The sequence below is a fragment of the Mycobacterium sp. MAA66 genome (genome assembly GCF_041261665.1).
Taxonomy (GTDB): Bacteria; Actinomycetota; Actinomycetes; order Mycobacteriales; family Mycobacteriaceae; genus Mycobacterium.
This window is the reverse complement of sequence record NZ_JBGCCC010000005.1, coordinates 284,151-303,701: the sequence shown is the minus strand read 5'-3', so window position 1 is coordinate 303,701 and position 19,551 is coordinate 284,151. Positions and strand designations below refer to the sequence as shown.

The 19,551-nt window shown below is 65.6% G+C and carries 16 protein-coding genes and 1 rRNA gene; 9 read left to right on the top strand and 8 right to left on the bottom strand.

What is annotated here, in order from left to right:
- Positions 1-92, top strand: a 5S ribosomal RNA gene (gene rrf, locus ABIA30_RS17760); the annotation flags it as partial.
- Between the two features lie 95 nt (positions 93-187).
- Here rrf and ABIA30_RS17755 read toward each other — a convergent pair.
- Both ABIA30_RS17755 and ABIA30_RS17750 read right to left on the bottom strand, forming a co-directional pair.
- Positions 188-697: a methylated-DNA--[protein]-cysteine S-methyltransferase gene (locus ABIA30_RS17755; RefSeq protein WP_370067675.1), complete on the bottom strand. Its 510-nt coding sequence runs from the start codon at positions 695-697 to the stop codon at positions 188-190.
- On the bottom strand, positions 694-2,190 hold the full coding sequence (locus tag ABIA30_RS17750; RefSeq protein WP_370067673.1) for an AlkA N-terminal domain-containing protein: 1,497 nt from the start codon (positions 2,188-2,190) through the stop codon (positions 694-696). Before ABIA30_RS17750 ends, ABIA30_RS17755 begins: the two co-directional genes overlap by 4 nt.
- A 165-nt stretch (positions 2,191-2,355) precedes the next feature.
- Here ABIA30_RS17750 and ABIA30_RS17745 point away from each other — a divergent pair, with 165 nt between their 5' ends.
- A complete protein-coding gene (locus ABIA30_RS17745) occupies positions 2,356-4,311 on the top strand; it encodes a DUF1214 domain-containing protein (protein ID WP_370067671.1) in 1,956 nt (651 codons plus the stop codon).
- Positions 4,312-4,324: 13 nt separating this feature from the next.
- Here the strand turns inward: ABIA30_RS17745 and ABIA30_RS17740 are convergent, their stop codons facing one another.
- Together ABIA30_RS17740 and ABIA30_RS17735 are read right to left on the bottom strand one after the other, a co-directional pair.
- A complete protein-coding gene (locus ABIA30_RS17740; RefSeq protein WP_370067669.1) occupies positions 4,325-4,615 on the bottom strand; it encodes a hypothetical protein in 291 nt (96 codons plus the stop codon).
- Positions 4,616-4,668: 53 nt separating this feature from the next.
- On the bottom strand, positions 4,669-6,258 hold the full coding sequence (locus ABIA30_RS17735) for an adenylate/guanylate cyclase domain-containing protein (RefSeq protein ID WP_370067667.1): 1,590 nt from the start codon (positions 6,256-6,258) through the stop codon (positions 4,669-4,671).
- Between the two features lie 65 nt (positions 6,259-6,323).
- Between ABIA30_RS17735 and nucS the strand changes: the two genes are divergently transcribed.
- Both nucS and ABIA30_RS17725 read left to right on the top strand, forming a co-directional pair.
- A complete protein-coding gene (gene nucS, locus ABIA30_RS17730) occupies positions 6,324-7,001 on the top strand; it encodes an endonuclease NucS (RefSeq protein WP_370067665.1) in 678 nt (225 codons plus the stop codon).
- Positions 7,001-7,276, top strand: a complete 276-nt coding sequence (locus ABIA30_RS17725; RefSeq protein WP_370067663.1) for a hypothetical protein — start codon at positions 7,001-7,003, stop codon at positions 7,274-7,276. Before nucS ends, ABIA30_RS17725 begins: the two co-directional genes overlap by 1 nt.
- Here the strand turns inward: ABIA30_RS17725 and mce are convergent.
- Positions 7,273-7,749 carry a methylmalonyl-CoA epimerase gene (gene mce / locus ABIA30_RS17720; RefSeq protein WP_370067661.1) on the bottom strand — a complete coding sequence of 159 codons (477 nt, stop codon included), beginning with the start codon at positions 7,747-7,749 and terminating at the stop codon, positions 7,273-7,275. The genes ABIA30_RS17725 and mce overlap by 4 nt on opposite strands.
- An 83-nt stretch (positions 7,750-7,832) precedes the next feature.
- Between mce and ABIA30_RS17715 the strand changes: the two genes are divergently transcribed.
- The 3 genes from ABIA30_RS17715 to ABIA30_RS17705 all read left to right on the top strand — a co-directional run bounded on the left by ABIA30_RS17715 (position 7,833) and on the right by ABIA30_RS17705 (position 10,393).
- Entirely contained in the window at positions 7,833-9,014 is a 1,182-nt protein-coding gene (locus tag ABIA30_RS17715) for an acetyl-CoA C-acetyltransferase (RefSeq protein WP_370067659.1), read from the top strand.
- Between the two features lie 134 nt (positions 9,015-9,148).
- A complete protein-coding gene (locus tag ABIA30_RS17710; RefSeq protein ID WP_370067657.1) occupies positions 9,149-9,487 on the top strand; it encodes a DUF3817 domain-containing protein in 339 nt (112 codons plus the stop codon).
- A gap of 12 nt (positions 9,488-9,499) precedes the next feature.
- Complete coding sequence (locus ABIA30_RS17705; protein WP_370067655.1) at positions 9,500-10,393, top strand: tetratricopeptide repeat protein; 894 nt, start codon at positions 9,500-9,502, stop codon at positions 10,391-10,393.
- A gap of 16 nt (positions 10,394-10,409) precedes the next feature.
- Here ABIA30_RS17705 and glgB read toward each other — a convergent pair whose 3' ends face one another.
- Both glgB and ABIA30_RS17695 read right to left on the bottom strand, forming a co-directional pair.
- Positions 10,410-12,590 carry a 1,4-alpha-glucan branching protein GlgB gene (glgB, locus tag ABIA30_RS17700; protein ID WP_370067653.1) on the bottom strand — a complete coding sequence of 727 codons (2,181 nt, stop codon included), beginning with the start codon at positions 12,588-12,590 and terminating at the stop codon, positions 10,410-10,412.
- A complete protein-coding gene (locus tag ABIA30_RS17695) occupies positions 12,587-14,653 on the bottom strand; it encodes an alpha-1,4-glucan--maltose-1-phosphate maltosyltransferase (protein ID WP_370067651.1) in 2,067 nt (688 codons plus the stop codon). The genes glgB and ABIA30_RS17695 overlap by 4 nt, the downstream gene beginning before the upstream one ends.
- A gap of 120 nt (positions 14,654-14,773) precedes the next feature.
- Between ABIA30_RS17695 and glgP the strand changes: the two genes are divergently transcribed.
- Together glgP and ABIA30_RS17685 are read left to right on the top strand one after the other, a co-directional pair.
- The gene (glgP, locus tag ABIA30_RS17690; RefSeq protein ID WP_370067649.1) at positions 14,774-17,392 is read left to right on the top strand and encodes an alpha-glucan family phosphorylase; all 2,619 of its coding nucleotides are present in this window, start codon (positions 14,774-14,776) and stop codon (positions 17,390-17,392) included.
- Positions 17,389-18,234 carry a virginiamycin B lyase gene (locus ABIA30_RS17685; protein WP_370067647.1) on the top strand — a complete coding sequence of 282 codons (846 nt, stop codon included), beginning with the start codon at positions 17,389-17,391 and terminating at the stop codon, positions 18,232-18,234. The genes glgP and ABIA30_RS17685 overlap by 4 nt, the downstream gene beginning before the upstream one ends.
- 26 nt (positions 18,235-18,260) lie before the next feature.
- On the opposite strand, the gene ABIA30_RS17680 is transcribed toward ABIA30_RS17685, so the two are convergent.
- Positions 18,261-19,178, bottom strand: a complete 918-nt coding sequence (locus ABIA30_RS17680) for a TIGR03564 family F420-dependent LLM class oxidoreductase (protein WP_370067645.1) — start codon at positions 19,176-19,178, stop codon at positions 18,261-18,263.
- Between the last annotated feature and the right edge of the window lie 373 nt (positions 19,179-19,551).

The following is a 19,551-nucleotide window of genomic DNA, read 5'->3' as shown; positions in this document are numbered from 1 at the left end:
GAAACGCCCGGACCCATCCCGAACCCGGAAGCTAAGCCTGCCAGCGCCGATGGTACTACCCTATCGGGTGGAAGAGTAGGACACCGCCGAACACAATTTAAGTCCGCGGCCCCCAATTTCGATTGGGGGCCGCGGCATTTTGTGTTTCTGAAGCATTTTTCAGCGCAACATGACGAGCCGACCCACTTCAGTCGAAGAGGGTCGGCTCATTTGTCATTGAACGGCTCTTTTCCAATTCGAGCAGAGCATGTTTGCGGTGTAGTCCGCCGCCATAGCCGGTCAGGCTTCCGTTGGCGCCGATGACGCGATGGCACGGAACGATGATCCCGACCGGGTTATGGCCGTTGGCGAGCCCAACTGCTCGCGATGCCCCGGGCGATCCGACCTGCGTCGCAATCTGTCCATAGGACCGGGTCTCGCCATACGGGATTGTCAGCAATGCCTGCCAGACCCGTCGTTGGAACTCGGTACCGATCATGTCGAGTTCGACGTCGAACTCCATCAGTTCGCCGGCGAAGTATGCCGACAATTGATCGACAATGTCTTGGAATGCGTGATCGTCGCGTTCCCATCCGTCGTGGCTGGGCTCGTAGGTCTGGTCATCCATCCGCAGGTGTCGTAGGCGGCCGTCACGGCCTACCAACGTGATCGTCCCGACTGGGCTGTCGGTGGTGCGCGCTTGGAGTGTCTCGGTCATTTCGCCTTCTGCTCGGTGGGTGGCCAGTTGTTGATCTCGTGGTTCAGGCACGTCCACAAATGTTGGGTGGCATAGGCCCGCCAGGGACGCCAGTGGGCGCTGTGGTCTGTCAGTAGGCGCGGATTATTGGGCAGGCCAAGGTGTTTGGCGGCCTGCTGGACGCCGAGGTCGGTGACGGGGAACGCGTCGGGATCGCCGAGCGCACGCATGGCGATGACTTCGGCCGTCCAGGGGCCGATGCCGGGCAGTTCCCCGAGCGTGTGGCGGGCCCGATTCCAATCGCATCCCGCGTCGAGGGCAACGGAGCCTTCAGAGAGGGCACTGAGCAAGGACGTCAGAGTGCGCTGCCTCGATTGCGGAAAGGCCATGTGCTCGGGCTCGATGTCCAAGAGGCTTTCGACTGCGGGGAACACATGGGTGAGTGCGCCGGCCGGATCGGTGACGGGGGTTCCATAGGCGGTGGCGATGCGTCGTGTGTGGGTGCGAGCGGCCTTCATGGATACCTGCTGACCGATGACGACCCGTATCGCCAGTTCGTCTTCGTCGACGGTCCGGGGCACCCGCTGTCCCGGTGCCTTGGCCACGACTGCGGCCAGCATCGGATCGTCGCTGAGAACGTCGACCACGGCTTCCGGATCGGCGTCCAGATCGAGGAGTCGGCGGCAACGTGCGATGGCTGTCGCCAAGTCCCGGAAGTCATCGAGAATCAGATCGCAGCGGACATGGTCGATTTGTGGGGTCAGGCTGACGATGCCGTTGCCGCATGGCAGCCGCAGCGTCCGACGGTAGGCGCCATCGCGTACCTCTTCGATGCCTGGCACGGCCGCGGCGGCCAGGTGGCCGAACATGCCCTCGTAGGCGAACGGCAGGCGGACCGGAAGTCGCACGGACAGCATCCCTGCGCTCGGTGATTCGTTGGGGCTGAACCGGTTTCGCGCACGGGTCCGAAGTTCGGTCGGGGTCAGCGCGGACACCTCCCGGATGGTGTCGTTGAACTGCCGGATACTGGAAAACCCGGCGGCGAAGGCAACGTCGCCGAAGGGCAGTTGGGTCGTCTCGATGAGTACCCGGGCGGTCTGGCTGCGTTGGGCTCTGGCCAGCGCCAGCGGGTTGGCACCCACTTCTGCTTGGAGCAGCCGTTCGAGCTGGCGAGTGGTGTAGCCGACTCGGTTCGCCAGGCCGGTGACCCCCTCGCGGTCGACCGTGCCGTCCGCGATCAATCGCATCGTGCGGGCCACCACGTCGCCGCGGATGTTCCACTCGGGCGAGCCCGGTGAGGCGTCAGGCCGACAGCGCTTACAGGCCCGGAAGCCGGCCCGTTGAGCCGCAGCGGACGTTGGATAGAAGCGCACGTTGCGGGCGAATGGGGGCCGCACCGGGCAGCTGGGACGGCAGTAAATTCCCGTGGTGAGCACGGCCGTCACGAACCAGCCGTCGAACCGGGCGTCCTTGGACTGGACGGCTCGGTAGCAGCGGTTGAAATCGTCGTGCACAAATCGACAATGGCACGGACATGGCGGCCGGACTAGCGGAAAAACGACATCAATGTCTCACGAGACAAATCTTCACATTTGTCTCGCATTCGGCTGACCGGTAGCGTCCGCTTTGCTATAACGACATACAGGTAAATTCTTCCCGGCCACAGAAAGCGCACGTCAATGGCGAATGAGCGGTCAATTGAGTCGGCTCGGTTCATCGGTAGGGTCGGCGCACTCGCGGTAGCGCTCGGCATCGGAGTGGCGGTCGCCAACCACCCGGCCACCGCGTCGGCCAAGACCGGCGATTCGGGATCCGCGTCGGCAGGTTCGGCCTCCGGCGGCAGTCATGATGCCGGACCGGGGCACCGCAACCGGACGAACGATCAACCGCATCGCAGCGCACCTCCTAAAGACTCGAAGTCCACGTCGACCGACGATTCCGCGGCGGGCGCCCAGAAGCCGGGACCGGCGCCGGCGAAACCGGCGGCAGCCCGGCAGGCGAAGGCCGACGTACGAAAATCTGCTGCGGCGACGCCCGCGGTGGCCACGTCGTCGACCGGCACCGTCAGCAGTCACGTATCGGTGGGCAATCCGGTTTCCGGCGCCGGCACGAATCCGGCTGCGCCAGTCGGTGATTCGGTGGTAGCTGCCGCGGTGGCGACGGCTCGGCGGCAGGGGGCTGCCGCGGCTGGCACGACGGCGGCCGTGGTCTCCGCGAAGTCGCTGGCGGCCACCGCTTCGACCACCACCACGACGTCGACGTCGGTGTTGGCCAATCAGCAGCAGCTCACCGCCGAACAGAAGGCCAAGCAGATCGTCTCGACGTTGGCGGTGAACGTGATGAAGGCGGTGCTCTTCGTCGGTTTCGCGATCGAGGGCGAGTACGAATTCCGATCCGTCGGGGGTCTGAACCTGCAGAATCTCAAGCAGCTCGCTGATGCGGTGAACGAGTATACCCAGCAGGCGGCCATGGAGTATCAGCTGCTCGACCCGATGAATCCCACTGTGCTGCAGATGGTTATGCCTCCGCACACCTGGATGGGCGAGACGGTGCCGGGTACCCGCATCCTCTACGACAATCCGGACACCATCTACCGGATGATGGCAGTCAATTCCACGTCGTCATACGTCATCAGCGGAAAATTCACCCCCGGTGAGACGCCGGCCGATACCAGCTTCAGTGTGCTGACCGGTCTCGGTGGCACCACCGCGGCCGTGCTGGACGCCAGCGACATGACGATCAATCCGGACGGCAGTTTCACCATCACGGTCAGCTCCAAGGCTGCCGCACCCGGGCAGACCAACCACCTGCAGATCCCGACCGATGCCACTCTGATCGTGGCCCGGAACACCCTGTCGGACTGGAACACTCAGGAGCCGATGAGCCTGTCGATCCAGCGGGTCGGCGGCCCGAAGGACAGCCTGTTTGCGCAGATCGGTGGTTTTGACATCCCCAAGCTGGGCTCGGCGGTCGCCGGCAACCAGTTCCTCACCAACCTGGTGTCGCTGATCCCGCCGCTGCCGTCGATGCCGCCGATCCTGCAGGGCCTGGAGACCGCGGTCGTGATGGGACTCGGGTTGGTGATGGAGCCGCAGTACATGGCGGTGGCCACCAACAACGGCCAGAAGGCCGCGAACTATTTCACCGACCCGACGAGCAACGCGACTTTCCTGGCCACGCAACGGCAGAGCGCTGGGTACTTCCAGCTGAAGAACGACCAGGCGCTGGTGCTCACGATCAATCCCGGCAATGCCGCGTACTTCGTGGTGCCGGTGACCAATGACTGGACGATCACCAACAACTACTGGGATCAGCAGACCAGTCTGAACAACTCTCAGGCCATCGCAAACCCGGATGGCACGTACACGATTGTGGTGTCGCCGACCGATCCCGGTGTGGCGAACTGGGTTTCGACCGGCGGGCTGAACCAGGGCACCATCTCGATCCGATTCCAGGGCATCGACACCAGCCTGACCGACAACCCGACGGTCAGTTCACAGGTGGTGTCGATCAATGATCTGAGCGGCGTGCTGCCACCCGGGACGACCTATGTCACCGCAGCCGAGCGACTGGCCGCGATTGCGCAGCGCAAGGCCGGCTACGACAACCGGTACGCCCCCTACCTGCAGAGTTGATTCAGCAGCGACATCACCAGTCGTGATTCGGGCACTGCACGTCGACGTACACCGTCGCCCCGTGTGGTCCGCCGGGTTTGAAGTTGCCGGGGTTGTTGACCCCGGTGACCCAGCAGACGTCGAGCGGTTCGGTGTCAAATCCAGCGACCCAGTTGATCTGTACCAGGTATCCCTCGGATTGCAGATTGTTGACGACATCGGCGGCTGAACCGCCGATGTCGTAGGAGTCGGCGGCCGCTGGCGGCGCGACCGAGATCGTCGCCGCGCAACCGGCCCCGACGGCTGCCAACCAGATAACTCTCATAGCTACAACGGTCCTCTCCCTTGGGAGCGCTGCACTGTTGATCTGCTGTGAGTTTAGCGCGGAAGGGCAAGCTGGGTCGGCTCGGACAGGCCGCGCAGTGTGACGGTATCGCCCAGAACCCATTGGGTCGCTTCGGCTTTACTCACTCCGGCCAGCATCCCGGCGGCCGCGACGAGATGGCCGGGCACGGACTTGGACAACTCGCACAACCGCGACGCCTCGTTGACCGGGCCGCCGATCACGGTGTACTCGAAGCGTTCCTGTGCGCCAACGTTGCCGGCCACGACCGTGCCTGCGGCGACGCCGAGGCCGGCCTGCAGTTCGGGTACCTCATCGCGGAGTCGTGAGGCGATGGCGCGGGCGGCAGCCAATGCATCGCCGTCGGGCGACGGCAACGACACCGGTGCGCCGAACACCGCGAGCACCGCGTCACCCTCGAATTTGTTGACCATGCCGTGGTGACGGTCGACCTCGTCGACGATCACCGCGAAGAAACGGTTCAGCAGGTGCACCACTTCGACGGCAGGCCGACTGGTCACCAGTTGGGTGGAGCCGATGACATCCACGAAAATCACTGCGGCGTAACGCTCTTCACCGCCGAGTTCAGGCTTTTCCTGCTCGGCCAGCGCGGCGACCTCACGGCCGACATGGCGGCCGAACAGGTCTCGTACCCGTTCGCGCTCGCGCAGCCCGCCGACCATCGAGTTGAATCCGCGTTGCAGCTGGCCGAGTTCGGTCCCGTCGAACACCACCAGGTTGGTGTCGAGGTCGCCCTGTTCCACCTGGCTCAGTGCCCGTCGCACGATGCGGATCGGACTGGCGGTGAGCCAGGTGACGATCAACATCAGCAGGGCACCGAACACCAACGCGAACACCGCGAGGATGAGCACCGCGAAGGCGAACTGGGTTGGGGTGAGCATGGATTCGGTCAGGGCGAACACCGCGGCCAGTAGCACGCCGAGCATCGGTACACCCGAGCCCAGCGCCCACACCACCATGGTGCGACCCATGATGCCCGGCGCCAGGCGCGCCGGGGGCGGTCCGGCCTGTAGGGCGTCTGCGGCCACCGGACGCAATGCGAACTCGGTGTAGAGGTAGCAGCTGGTGGACACCACGATGCCGGGAAAACTGACGCCCAACAGCAGCTTCGGAATGAAGTGGGGGCTGTACAGGGCGAACAGCGTGGTCAGCAGTACGGTGCCGACGCCCCAGAGAAACAGCAGCACGCGGGTCAGCTGGCCCGGTGCCCTAAACGTGTTGCGCTGGTCGGCCACCGTCGGCGGACGTTCGGCGATGGCCCACCGGACGCTCTGGATCACCCGGTTGGTTGCCCACACCACGCCGATCAGGAACGCCAGTGCGATGTACGACGGGGTGACGATGGCGCTGATCCACCACACGTCGGGGCCGAAGACACTGGGGGTCGGGAACAGCACCGTCACCACGAGGATCGAGACGCCGACGCCGATGAGGTTCGCGACGATGACGAAAGTGGTGAGGATCAGCTGAATCCGAATGCGGCGCCGGCGCTGACTTTCGGAGACCCGCCCCAGAATCCACGATCCGTATTCCGGTGCGGTCTGGGGGATCACCACGTCCCGTAGCCGTTTCAGGCGCGGCATCCCGGGATCATCGGCAGTCATCGTGGCGCCAGCCTAATTCGTGGGGCGGGTCAGCAACGGGATTCCGTGCCCCTAAGGTGGTTCGGGTGCGCCTCGTCATCGCCCAGTGCACCGTCGATTACGTCGGACGTCTGACGGCGCATCTGCCGTCGGCTCGTCGGCTGCTGCTGTTCAAAGCGGACGGCTCGGTGAGCATCCATGCCGACGACCGTGCCTACAAGCCGCTGAACTGGATGAGCCCGCCGTGCTGGGTCACCGAAGAAGCCGCGGAGAGCGCAGCCGGCCTCGTCTGGGTGGTGCAGAACAAGGCCGGTGAGCAGCTGCGCATCACCGTCGACGACATCGAGCACGACTCCAGTCACGAACTCGGAGTCGATCCCGGTTTGGTCAAGGACGGCGTCGAGGCGCATCTGCAGGAGCTGCTGGCCGAGCACGTCGAGTTGTTGGGGATGGGTTACACCCTGGTGCGTCGGGAATACCCGACCCCGATCGGTCCGGTGGATCTGCTGTGCCGTGACGAGACCGGAGCTTCGGTGGCGGTCGAGATCAAACGGCGTGGCGAGATCGACGGCGTCGAGCAGCTGACCCGGTATCTGGAGCTGCTGAACCGCGACAGCGTACTGGCGCCGGTGGCCGGGGTATTCGCTGCTCAGCAGATCAAGCCGCAGGCTCGGACCTTGGCCACGGACCGCGGAATTCGTTGCGTGACACTGGATTACGACCAGATGCGTGGCATGGAGAGCGACGAGTACCGGCTCTTCTGATGGCTCGGCAGCGACGTGAACCCAGACCCCTGCCGGCGTCGCTGTCGCCGCAGCGGGTAGAGGTCGGCCCCGACGGGTACAACTACGAGGTTCGGCAGATCCCGGGCTCGCGAGCAGTCAAGACCTATCGCTGCCCGGGCTGCGATCACGAGATCCGGCCAGGCACAGCGCATCTGGTGACCTGGCGGGAGGGCGACGAAGAAGACCGCCGGCACTGGCACACGCCGTGCTGGACGAACCGGGCCAACCGCGGCCCGACACGTAAGTGGTCTTAGTGCTCTGAATCCTTGGCCGGCTCGACGAGCTCGACCAGCACCCCACCGGCATCCTTGGGGTGGATGAAGTTGATCCGCGAGTTGGCGGTGCCCCGACGCGGGGCGTCGTACAGCAGGCGCACACCCTCGGCGCGCAGGCGCTCGGAGAGGGTGTCGATGTCACTGGTGCGGTAGGCCAGCTGCTGCAGGCCGGGACCGCGCTTGTCGATGAACTTGGCGATGGTCGAGGTCTCGTCGAGCGGAGACATCAGCTGGATCTGGGCGCTGCCCTTGGCTGCGCCGCGGACCGACAGCATGGCTTCGCGGACGCCCTGCTCCTCGTTGATCTCCTCGTGCAGGACGATCATGCCGAGGTGATCGTGGTACCAGCGGATCGCTACATCGAGGTCCGGCACGGCAATGCCAACGTGATCAATCGCGGTCACGAGCGCGCTGGCGAGCGCGGGACGGGCATCGACGTGTTCGGTGGTCATAACGTAAAGGTAACCTGAGACGACAGAATTTGCGCCTGTGTGATGGGCCACATTGGCCGTTACAAACGTGTTGGAGGATGGAAATGACGACCTCGGTAATCGTGGCTGGAGCCCGTACTCCGGTGGGCAAGCTGATGGGTTCGCTGAAGGATTTCTCGGGCAGTGACCTGGGTGCCATCGCCATCAAGGGCGCGCTGGACAAGGCTGGCGTCGATGCGTCGCTGGTGGATTACGTGATCATGGGCCAGGTGCTGACCGCCGGCACTGGGCAGATGCCGGCCCGTCAGTCGGCCGTCGCCGCCGGCATCGGCTGGGATGTCCCGGCGTTGACCATCAACAAGATGTGTTTGTCGGGTATCGACGCCATCGCCCTGGCCGACCAGCTGATCCGCGCCGGCGAGTTCGAGGTGGTGGTTGCCGGTGGCCAGGAGTCGATGAGCCAGGCCCCGCACCTGCTGCCCAAGAGCCGTGAGGGCTTCAAATACGGCGACACCACCCTGGTGGACCACATGGCTTACGACGGTCTGCACGACGTCTTCACCGACCAGCCGATGGGCGCGCTCACCGAGCAGCGCAACGACGTCGACAAGTTCACTCGGGAGCAGCAAGACGAGTTCGCCGCGCAGTCGCACCAAAAGGCGGCCGCGGCGTGGAAGGACGGCGTCTTCGCCGACGAGGTGGTCTCGGTGTCCATCCCGCAGCGCAAGGGCGACCCGATCGAATTCACCGAGGACGAGGGCATCCGCGGCAACACCACCGCCGAGTCGCTGTCCGGGCTGCGGCCGGCGTTCCGCAAGGACGGCACCATCACTGCGGGTTCGGCATCGCAGATCTCCGATGGAGCCGCCGCGGTCGTGGTGATGAGCAAGGCCAAGGCCGAGTCGCTGGGGCTGACCTGGCTGTGCGAGATCGGCGCCCACGGCGTGGTGGCCGGCCCCGATTCGACGCTGCAGTCCCAGCCGGCCAACGCCATCAAGAAGGCCGTCGCGCGTGAGGGCATCAGCGTCGATCAGCTGGATGTCATCGAGATCAACGAGGCGTTCTCCGCGGTGTCGCTGGCCTCCACGAAGGAACTGGGTGTCGACCCGGACAAGGTGAACGTCAACGGCGGCGCCATCGCCATCGGCCACCCGATCGGCATGTCCGGGGCGCGGATCACCCTGCACGCCGCTCTGGAACTGGCCCGCAAGGGGTCGGGCTATGCGGTGGCGGCGCTGTGCGGCGCCGGTGGTCAGGGCGACGCCCTGATCCTGCGTCGCCCCTGACGCTTCCTGCCGCCGGGACGGCAACTTATGGCGACGTTTCGTCGATTCCTCGCGATAAGTTGCCACCTCGGTGAGCGGTGTTGTGTGAACTACGCCTCGTAGTAGTCGGCCCGTCACTCGGGCACAATGGCGCCATGAGCGCTGTTGGATTGTCCCGGGTGGCGGGCTGGTTTCGTCTGGTCGCGATGGCCGAGGCATTCAGTTGGGTCGGATTGCTGACCGGCATGTACTTCAAATACGTCGGCACACCCCGCACCGAGATCGGCGTGCACATCTTCGGCATGGTCCACGGCCTGGTGTTCCTGGCCTTCCTCGTGCTGGGTGTCTTGGTGGGCCGGGCCGCGCGGTGGTCCCTGGCCACCTGGGTGTCGGCGCTGCTGGCCAGCATCGTGCCGCTGGCCAGCGTGGTCTTCCTGCGCTGGGCCGAACGCTCGGGCGCGTTGGTCGCTGCCCGGCTTCCCGTCGCCGCGTGACAGACTGATCGGGTGACTCGTCCGCGTCCCATCGGTCCCGCGCTCGCCGGCGCGGTCGACCTGTCCGCGCTAAAGAATCGTCCCGCCCCTGCCGATGGTCCGGCGCCCGCCGCCGGTGGCCCTGGCGGGCTCGAGATCACCGAGGCCAATCTCGAAGCAGAAGTCCTGGTCCGCTCCGACGCGGTACCGGTCGTGGTGCTGCTGTGGTCGCCGCGCAGCGACGCCAGCGTGCAGCTGGGGCAGCTGCTGACCGCGTTGGCGGATGAGGATGGCGGCAAGTGGTCCTTCGGCACCGTCAATGTCGACACCGCTCCGCGGATTGCCCAGATGTTCGGCATCCAGGGCGTGCCCACGGTAGTGGCATTGGCTGGCGGACAACCGATTTCGAGCTTCGAGGGTGGACAGCCCGCCGATCAGCTGCGACGCTGGGTGGATTCGTTGCTCAAGGCCACTGCGGGCAAGCTCAGCGCCGGTGGTGCCGAGGAGGAAGAGCAGGTCGACCCGGCGGTGGCGCAGGCGCGCGATTACCTGGATGCCGGTGATTTCGACGCCGCGTTGGCCGCGTACCAGGCGATCCTCGCGGGTGACCCGGCCAATGTGGAGGCCAAGGGGGCGGTGACGCAGATCGCGTTCCTGCAGCGGGCCTCTGTGCAGAGCCCAGACGCGGTAGCTGCGGCCGACGCGGCGCCCGGTGACATCGACCTGGCATTGGCGGCCGCCGACGTACAGTTGTTCCAGCGCGACATCGACGGCGCGTTCAACCGGCTGATCGCCCTGGTGAAGAAGACGGCCGGAGACGAGCGCACCCGGGTACGCACCCGGCTCGTCGAGCTGTTCGAGCTGTTCGACCCGGCCGATCCCGAGGTCATCGCCGGACGGCGCAACCTCGCCAACGCCTTGTACTGATTCTCGCGTCAGAGAACTAGGGCGCCAGCCAGAGGGCGGACACCGGCGGCAGTACCAACACCGCCGATGCCGGACGGCCATGCCAGGGTTCGGCCGTCGCCTCGACTGCACCCATGTTGCCCGCGCCGGCCCCGTGGTAGATCGTGGCGTCGGTGTTGAGCACCTCATGCCACACGCCGGTGTGCGGCAGGCCCAGCCGGTACTGGGCATGCTCACTGCCGGAGAAGTTGAACACGCAGGCCATCGCCGAACCGTCGTCGCCGAATCGCAGAAAACTCAGTACGTTGTTGCTCGAGTCGTTGGCGTCGATCCACGAGTAGCCCTCGGGGCTGCTGTCACGTGACCAGAGCGCCCGGTTGGTCCGGTAGATGCCATTGAGATCGCGCACCAGCTGCTGCACGCCAGTCGAAAAACTGTTCTCGTCGAGCTGGAACCAGTCCAGCCCGCGCTCCTCGGACCACTCGGCGCGCTGGCCGAAATCCTGTCCCATGAACAGCAATTGCTTGCCGGGGTGCGCCCATTGATAGGCCAGCAGTTGGCGCAGTCCGGCCGCCTTGACGTGGTCGTTGCCGGGCATCCGGGTCCACAGTGTGCCCTTGCCGTGCACCACTTCGTCGTGGCTGATGGGCAGTACATAGTTCTCGCTGAATGCGTACAGCATGGAGAACGTCATCTCGTGGTGGTGGTAGCTGCGGTGCACCGGGTCGTGGCTGACGTAGTCCAGGGTGTCGTTCATCCAGCCCATGTTCCACTTCATCGAAAACCCAAGGCCGCCAAGGTTGGTCGCTCGGGTGACACCGGGCCATGAGGTCGACTCCTCGGCCACCGTGACGACGCCGGGGACGAGCTTGTGCACCGTGGCATTCATTTCCTGTAGGAACTGCACGGCTTCCAGATTCTCCCGGCCGCCGTGGATGTTGGGCGTCCAACCGCCGTCGGGCCGTGAGTAGTCCAGGTACAGCATGGACGCCACGGCGTCGACGCGCAGCCCGTCGATGTGGAACTCCTGGCACCAGTACAGCGCGTTCGCCACCAAGAAGTTGCGGACCTCGGGTCGTCCGAAGTCGAAAACGTAAGTACCCCAGTCCAGTTGCTCGCCTCGGTGCGGGTCGGCGTGCTCATAGAGCGGGGTGCCGTCGAACCGTCCGAGAGCCCAGGAATCCTTGGGGAAGTGCGCCGGTACCCAATCCACGATCACGCCGATGCCCGCGCCGTGCAGGGCGTCCACCAGGTATCGGAAATCGTCGGGATCGCCCAGCCTCGACGTCGGCGCGTAGTACGACGTCACCTGGTAGCCCCACGAGGCGCCATAGGGGTGTTCGGCGACCGGCAACAGCTCGACGTGCGTGAATCCCTGTGCCACAACATATTCAGTGAGTTCCACGGCGAGCTGCCGGTATGTCAGCCCCGGCCGCCAGGACGTCAGGTGCACCTCGTACGTGCTCATCGGCTCGAACACCGGATTGAGTTTGGCCCGCCGGGCCATCCATAAGTCATCGCTCCAGTCATAGGAGCTGACGAACACCTTGGAGGCGGTCAGGGGTGGCACCTCGGTGCTGAAGGCCATCGGATCGGCGCGGTCGGACACCGAACCGTCGATCCCGTGTACCCGGAACTTGTACAGACCGCCGATCTCGAACCCCGGCCAGAACAGCTCCCACACACCCGACGAGCCCATCGCCCGCATCGGAGCCTCGAGTCCGTCCCAGTGGTTGAAATTGCCGATCAGGCTGACACCCTTGGCATTTGGTGCCCATACTGCGAAGGAAACGCCGGAGACGTCGCCGTCGGGGGTGGAGAAGGTCTGCGGGTGGGCGCCGAGTATCTCCCACAGTCGTTCGTGGCGTCCCTCGGCGAACAGGTACAGGTCGAACTCGCCGAGCGTGGGCAGGAACCGGTAGGCATCGGCGACGACATGGGTTGGCGCGCCAGGATATTCGACTTCCAGTCGGTAGTCGGCGAGTTTGGTGAACGGCACCGCCACCGCGAACAGCCCGCCCGTCAGGTGGGTCAGCGGATAGCGCTTGTCGCCGATCAGTGCGGTCACTGCGACCGCGTGGGGACGGAGGGTGCGGATGACGGTGTGGTTGCGGTACTCGTGTGCGCCTAATACCGAGTGCGGGTCGTGGTGGTGGCCGGCCAGCAGCCGATCCAGATCATCTTGGGTGGGACGGAGTTTGGCGTTTTTCACGCTCACCGCCTCCGCAACAGGCTGAGCCGGCGGTCGTATGGGATCTGCGGCATGTTCAGAATGTGAGCGACTGCGCGGCCCGGATCCAGCCGCACATAGTTCGACGCACCCCACTGATATTCCTCGCCGGTGATCTCGTCGCGGACCCAGAAGCGGTCGTGGTCGGCCATGCCGAGCGCGCCCATGTCCAGCCAGAGGGTGCCCTGTTCGGGGCCGAAGGGGTTGAGCGTCACCACGACCAGCACCGTGTCACCGGTGACCGGATCGAACTTGCTGTAGGCCAGCACAGCGTCGTTGTCGACGTGGTGGAACCGGATGGTACGCAGTTGTGCCAGCGCCGGGTGCAGCCGACGAATCTCGTTGAGGCGTCCCAGGAATGGCTCCAGGGATCGGCCTTCGGTCGCCGCGGCGTCGAAATCGCGTGGGCGCAGCTGGTATTTCTCGGAGTCCAGGTATTCCTCGCTGCCCTCGCGTACGGCCTCGTGCTCGAACAGCTCGAAGCCGGAATACACGCCCCACGAGGAGCCCATGGTCGCCGCCAGGGCCGCGCGGATGGCGAACATGCCGGGGCCGCAATGTTGCAGGCTCGCGTGCAGGATGTCGGGGGTGTTGACGAACAGGTTGGGCCGGGCGTAGTCGGCGTGCTCGGCGATCTCGTGGCCGAATTCGGTGAGCTCCCATTTGAAGGTGCGCCAGGTGAAATACGAGTAAGACTGGGTGAATCCGAGTTTGGCCAGGCCGTACAGCCGGGCCGGGCGGGTGAACGCCTCGGACAGGAACAGCACGTCTGGGTCGACGTTCTTGGCCTGTTCGATCAACCACGACCAGAAGTTCGGCGGTTTGGTGTGCGGGTTGTCGACCCGGAAGATCTTGACGCCGTGGGAAATCCAGAACTGTACGACTCTGAGCACTTCGTCGTACAGGCCCGCGGGGTCGTCGTCGAAGTTCAGCGGGTAGATGTCCTGATACTTCTTTGGCGGGTTCTCGGCGTAGGCGATGGTGCCGTCCGGCAGGACGGTGAACCACTCGGGATGGTCCTTGGCCCACGGGTGATCGGGCGCGCACTGCAGTGCCAGGTCCAGTGCCACTTCGAGACCGTTGTCGTGCGCTGCGGCTACCAGATCATCGAAATCGGCGATCGTGCCCAGCGCGGGGTGCACGGCGTCGTGCCCGCCCGCGGCGCTGCCGATCGCCCACGGAGAGCCGACGTCGTCTGGCCCGGCGGTGACGCTGTTGTTGGGACCCTTGCGGTGTACGGTGCCGATCGGATGAACGGGCGGCAGATACAGCACGTCGAAACCCATTGCGGCAATGCGGGGTAACGCCTTGGCGGTGGTGGCGAACGTGCCGTGTACCGGGTGGCCGGCCTGGTCCCAGCCGCCGGTGGATCGTGGGAACAGTTCGTACCAGGAGCTGAATCGGGCTCGCGGTCGGTCGACCCAGAGACCGAATTGTTCACCGCGGGTGACCAATTCGCGCAGTGGGTACTGACGCAGCAGATCGGTGACATCGGGGGCCAGGGCGGCGCCGGCCCGGATGAACGGGTCTCCGGGTTCGCGCAGCCGCTTGGCGGCGAGCAGCAGTGGTGCTCGGTCCGTCCTGGGTACCGCGGCGGCGGCGCGCTCGAGCAACCCCGCGCCGATCAACAGATCGTTGGACAGCTCGGCTTCGCTCTGCCCGGCATCGAGCTTGGCCGTCACGTGGGCACGCCAGGTGGCCACCGGATCGCCCCAGCCGTCGACGCGAAAGGTCCACAGGCCGACGGCGTCGGGGGTGAACTGGCCACAGAACGCATCGGGCGCATTTCCCGGCACCATGGGCAGCCGGGTCGGCTTGACCTTCGCGCCAGACGGGGGCACCGGCACCGGTGTCGCACCCGGGGGTGTCGACGCCAGATGCGGGTAGGTGCTCCCGTGGTAGCGCACCACCAACGTCGCCGCCACCGCGTCGTGGCCTTCTCGCCACACTGTTGCGCTGATCGGCACCACCTCGCCGACCACGGCTTTGGCGGGGTAACGCCCGCCCGACACCACCGGTGCGACGTCGTCGATCTCGATGCGACCGGCCACCCACGAACTCCTCACTGTTGTCCCGCCCCCCACCGTAATAGCCCGAATGGCCCAGCGTGACACTGTGCAGTAGTCAAACCGGTGATGCACAGTCACGAAATATCAGTAAGGTGAACTCGTGTGAAAGCCCTCCGCAGGTTCACCGTACGTGCCCATTTGCCGGAGCCCTTGGCGGCCTTGGAGCGGCTGTCGACAAACCTGCGATGGTCCTGGCATAAGCCGACTCAGGACCTGTTTGTGTCCATCGATCCGGTGCTGTGGGAGCAGGTCGGTGCCGACCCCGTGGCGCTCTTGGGGGCAGTGAGCCCGGCCCGGCTGGATGAGCTGGCAGCCGATGCGGGGTTCGTCGGTCAGGTCGCCCACCGCGCCAACGATCTGGACAACTACCTGAGCCGGCCGATGTGGTACCAGCAGCAAGTCGCCGACGCCGGTGAGGACGGACCGGCCATGCCGCAGGGCATCGCCTACTTCTCGATGGAGTTCGGTGTCGCGGAGGTGTTGCCGAACTACTCGGGTGGCCTCGGGATCCTGGCCGGCGATCACCTGAAGTCGGCATCCGATCTGGGGTTGCCGTTGATCGCGGTCGGTTTGTATTACCGGTCGGGCTACTTCAAACAGTCACTGACTGCAGACGGTTGGCAGCACGAGAACTATCCGTCGCTCGATCCGCAGGGGTTGCCGTTGCGGCTGCTGACGGGGGCCGACGGCCAGCCTGCCCTGGTGTCGCTGGCACTGCCGGAATCGCAGGTGCTCAAGGCCAGGGTGTGGGTGGCCCAGGTGGGTCGTATCCCGTTGCTGCTGCTCGATTCGGACGTTCCCGAAAACGATCACGACCTGCGCGGCGTCACCGACCGGCTCTACGGCGGAGACCAGGAGCACCGGATCAAGCAGGAGCTCTTGGCCGGCATCGGTGGTATCCGGGCCATCCGCGCGTACACCGAGATCGAGGGTATCGCCGCGCCCGAGGTCTATCACATGAATGAGGGTCACGCGGGATTCCTTGGCGTGGAACGGATTCGGGAGTACATCACCGGATCCGCACTGGACTTCGACACCGCGTTGACCGTGGTCCGAGCGTCGACAGTGTTCACCACACACACCCCGGTACCGGCCGGCATCGACCGATTCCCGGTGGAGATGGTGAACCGCTACTTCGATGACACGGCCGCCGAGCCGCTGCTGCCGGGTGTGCCGCTCGAGCGCGTCGTGGCCTTCGGGGCCGAAGACGATCCGGACAAGTTCAACATGGCGCACATGGGTTTACGGCTCGCGCAACGCGCAAACGGGGTATCGCTGCTGCACGGCCGGGTCAGCCGGCACATGTTCAACGAGCTGTGGCCGGGCTTTGACTGGTCGGAGGTTCCGATCGGGTCCATCACCAACGGCGTGCATGCGCCTACCTGGGCCGCGCCGCAATGGCTCGACCTGGGCCGTGAGCTGGTCGGTGCTGAAGGCCTGGAGGCCGTGGAGCAGGCGAGTGGCGAGCCCGCGCTGTGGGAGAAGTTGCAGCACGTCGACCCGGGTCATCTGTGGTGGATCCGGTCTCAGCTGCGAGAAAAGCTGGTTGCCGATGTACGGGCCCGGCTGCACCGCTCATGGACGGAGCGAGGCGCTTCTGAGGCCGAACTTGGCTGGATTGCAACGGCTTTCGACCCTTCGGTGCTCACCATCGGATTCGCCCGGCGGGTGCCGACCTACAAGCGGCTGACCCTGATGCTGCGCGATCCGGAGCGCTTGGAGCGGCTGTTGCTCGACGCGGACCGGCCCGTGCAGCTGATCGTTGCCGGCAAGTCCCATCCGGCGGACGACGGTGGCAAGGCGCTGATCCAGCAGATCGTCAAGTTCGCCGACCAGCACGAAGTGCGGCACCGCATTGCGTTCCTGCCGGACTACGACATGTCGATGGCCCGGTTGCTGTACTGGGGCTGCGATGTGTGGCTGAACAATCCGTTGCGGCCGCTGGAGGCCTGCGGTACCTCGGGCATGAAGAGTGCGCTCAACGGCGGGCTGAACCTGTCGATCCGCGACGGTTGGTGGGATGAGTGGTACGACGGTGAAAATGGTTGGGAGATACCGACTGCCGACGGCCTGGCCGACGAGGGGCGGCGCGACGACCTGGAAGCAGCGGCGTTGTACGACCTGATCGAGAACTCGGTGGCGCCGAAGTTCTACGAGCGCAATGAGCATGGTGTACCGATGCGCTGGGTCGAGATGGTGCGTCACACGCTGCAGTCGCTCGGGCCGAAGGTGCTGGCATCGCGGATGGTGCGGGACTACACCGAGAAGTACTACGCCCCCGCGGCCCAGTCGTATCGGCGCACGGTGGCCCCGGTCGACGGCGTGCCGTTCGGCGCGGCCCGGTCGCTGGCCGCGTATCGGAAGCGGGTCGCCGAGGCGTGGCCACACGTCGAGATCACCGATGTGGACAGCTACGGGTTGCCTGATACTCCGCTGCTGGGTTCGGAGTTGTCGTTGACCGCGACGGTGCAGCTGGCCGGCCTGCGGGCCGATGAGGTTGTGGTGCAAGCGGTTCTGGGCCGGGTCGATACCGGCGATCAGATCGTCGATCCGTTGACGGTGCCGATGGCGCACATCGGTTCTCCGGGTGGTGGGGTGGAGGTGTACTCGACGACGACACCGCTGCCGGTGGCCGGTCCGGTCGGCTACACGGTGCGGGTGTTGCCGCACAACACGCTGTTGGCCGGCGACTCCGAGCTCGGCCTGGTCACCATGGCATGAGCGCCCTGACCGTTACGGTCGACGGCGGACCGTACGCGTTGGCGGCCGCGCCTGATGGCGCGATGTGGGTGACGTTGGTGCACCGCGGTGCGGTGGCGCGAGTCACGCCGGACGGCGCCGCATCTGTGGTCGATGTTGGTCCGGACAGCCGGCCGTCACTGATCTGCGCCGGGCCCGACGGGGCGATGTGGTTCAGCTGCGCCGGTACCGACAGGCTGGGTCGAGTGACCGGCGATGGGTCGTTGGATTTTGTCGAATTACCTTCGGGCAATGCGCCATTCGGTATCGGATCCGGTCCTGACGGCGCGGTGTGGTTCACCGCGATGGACTCCGGTGCGGTTGGGCGAATCGGGGCTTCCGGCGAGGTCGATGTCGTCGCGGTGCCCGGCGGAATGCCCTCGATGATCACCGCCGGCGGCGACGGCGCGCTGTGGTTCACGCTGAATCAGAAGTCGGCCATCGGTCGGGTGACCGTCGGCGGTGAGGTCTCGGTGCGGCGGACTCCGACGCCGTCGGCCGGCCCGGTGGGCATCTGTTCGACCCATGACGACGCGGTCTGGTTCACCGCGCCGGGTGCCGGCAAGCTGGGCCGAATTCCGTTGAATGACGCCATCCAGGAATTGGATCTGCCGGGCAAACCGCACGCGGTGATTGCCGATATGGCCGACGGTGTGTGGGTGAGCCTGTGGGGTGCCGACGGTATCGCCCGGGTCGGAGCCGACGGCGACGTCGCGACGTTCGATCTACCGCCGGGCAGTGAGCCGCACGGGCTGGCCCTCGATCGCAATGGTGCGGTGTGGGTGGCGCTGGAATCGGGTTACGTGGTCCGGCTGCCGGTCTGAGGTGTGGGACGAACAGCTGCTTCGGCTTACAGTGCTGCCGCGACGTCCCAGATCGGTTCTAGCGCTGCAATGCCGGTGCGTACGAGGGGGCTGAGCACGATATCGGTCGCGCCTGCATCACGGTAGCGGCGCAGTTGAGCAGTTACCTGGCCGGCGGTGCCGACCGCGGCGAGGTCGATTACCGACTCCACCCCTTCGCGCTCGATGACCCGCGCATACGACGGGATGGTTGCGTAGAACTCGAGGGCCTCGGCGGCGCGGGCCCGGCCCTCGTCGACGTCGTCGGTTACCAGTACGGGCACCGCGGCGATGACCTTCGGTGCGGGCCTGCCGGCCTCGGTAGCTGCCGCGGCGATGGTCGGCACGATGAACTCCTCCACGGTGCGCGGCCCGGCCAGGTAGGGCAGCGTACCGTCCGCCAATTCTCCTGTAACGCGTAATGCCTTGGGCCCCATGGCTGCGACGTAGATCGGCAGCGGCGCACCTGCAGCGAGCGTCACAGGAAACTGTGGGGCGGCGGTGAATTCGTCGCCGTGGAAGTCGACGGCGCCAGTGTCAAGGATCGATCTGAGCACCTGCAGGTATTCGCGTAGTCGGCCGATTGTGTTGGGCCACGTGGTCCCGAATGCCGCCTGTTCCGGGGCGTGTGCCCCCAGGCCCAGACCGAGGGTGAAGTTCCCACCGGTGGCGGCTTGGGCGGTCTGCGCTTGGGAGGCGACGATGAGCGGGTGCCGTGGGTTGATCGGTACGACGAACGTGCCGACGCGCAGGCCTGGCACCGCGGCTCCGACGTACCCGGCCAGCGATATCGCGTCGTGGTCGAACTGCTGAGCTATCCACAATTGGCGTACGCCGGCGGCGTACGCGCGCCGGGCCTGGTCGATCGCGGCGGCGACATGATTCGCGGAACTGCGGTCGGGGGCGAGCACTACTCCGGTCGGCATACCGACAACAACCATCCGGGCCGCGCTGCGAATTCCGTTCAGCTCAGGCTGAGCTTTTGTCCGGCATCGACCTCGAGGCGGTTGCCTACGGCAGAGGTGTGCACGTACGCAACAAGGGCGTGGATACGTGCCGTAAACAATGGGGCGCCCAGGACTACAAAGGGCCGCAACGTCGTTGAACGAAACCTCGACGACGTCAAGCAAGCCGAGGTCAGTTGGTTCTCGGGTGACAAACGTACGCACGTGACCTAGCGCACACTTCCTCGATGGCGGAATAGTCCGCACACATCGCGGCTTAACCCCTTTCGGTAACCACGAATCCGGTACGACGAGAGGCGACTTGGTGTTGGGTTTGCCCGCCAATGGTTTATGC

Coding starts and splice junctions, on each gene's coding strand:
- ABIA30_RS17755 (WP_370067675.1), bottom strand. CDS start 697: ATGACCGAGACACTCCAAGCGCGCACCACCGACAGCCCAGTCGGGACG.
- ABIA30_RS17745 (WP_370067671.1), top strand. CDS start 2,356: ATGGCGAATGAGCGGTCAATTGAGTCGGCTCGGTTCATCGGTAGGGTC.
- ABIA30_RS17740 (WP_370067669.1), bottom strand. CDS start 4,615: ATGAGAGTTATCTGGTTGGCAGCCGTCGGGGCCGGTTGCGCGGCGACG.
- ABIA30_RS17735 (WP_370067667.1), bottom strand. CDS start 6,258: ATGACTGCCGATGATCCCGGGATGCCGCGCCTGAAACGGCTACGGGAC.
- ABIA30_RS17725 (WP_370067663.1), top strand. CDS start 7,001: ATGGCTCGGCAGCGACGTGAACCCAGACCCCTGCCGGCGTCGCTGTCG.
- mce (WP_370067661.1), bottom strand. CDS start 7,749: ATGACCACCGAACACGTCGATGCCCGTCCCGCGCTCGCCAGCGCGCTC.
- ABIA30_RS17715 (WP_370067659.1), top strand. CDS start 7,833: ATGACGACCTCGGTAATCGTGGCTGGAGCCCGTACTCCGGTGGGCAAG.
- ABIA30_RS17710 (WP_370067657.1), top strand. CDS start 9,149: ATGAGCGCTGTTGGATTGTCCCGGGTGGCGGGCTGGTTTCGTCTGGTC.
- ABIA30_RS17685 (WP_370067647.1), top strand. CDS start 17,389: ATGAGCGCCCTGACCGTTACGGTCGACGGCGGACCGTACGCGTTGGCG.
- ABIA30_RS17680 (WP_370067645.1), bottom strand. CDS start 19,178: ATGCCGACCGGAGTAGTGCTCGCCCCCGACCGCAGTTCCGCGAATCAT.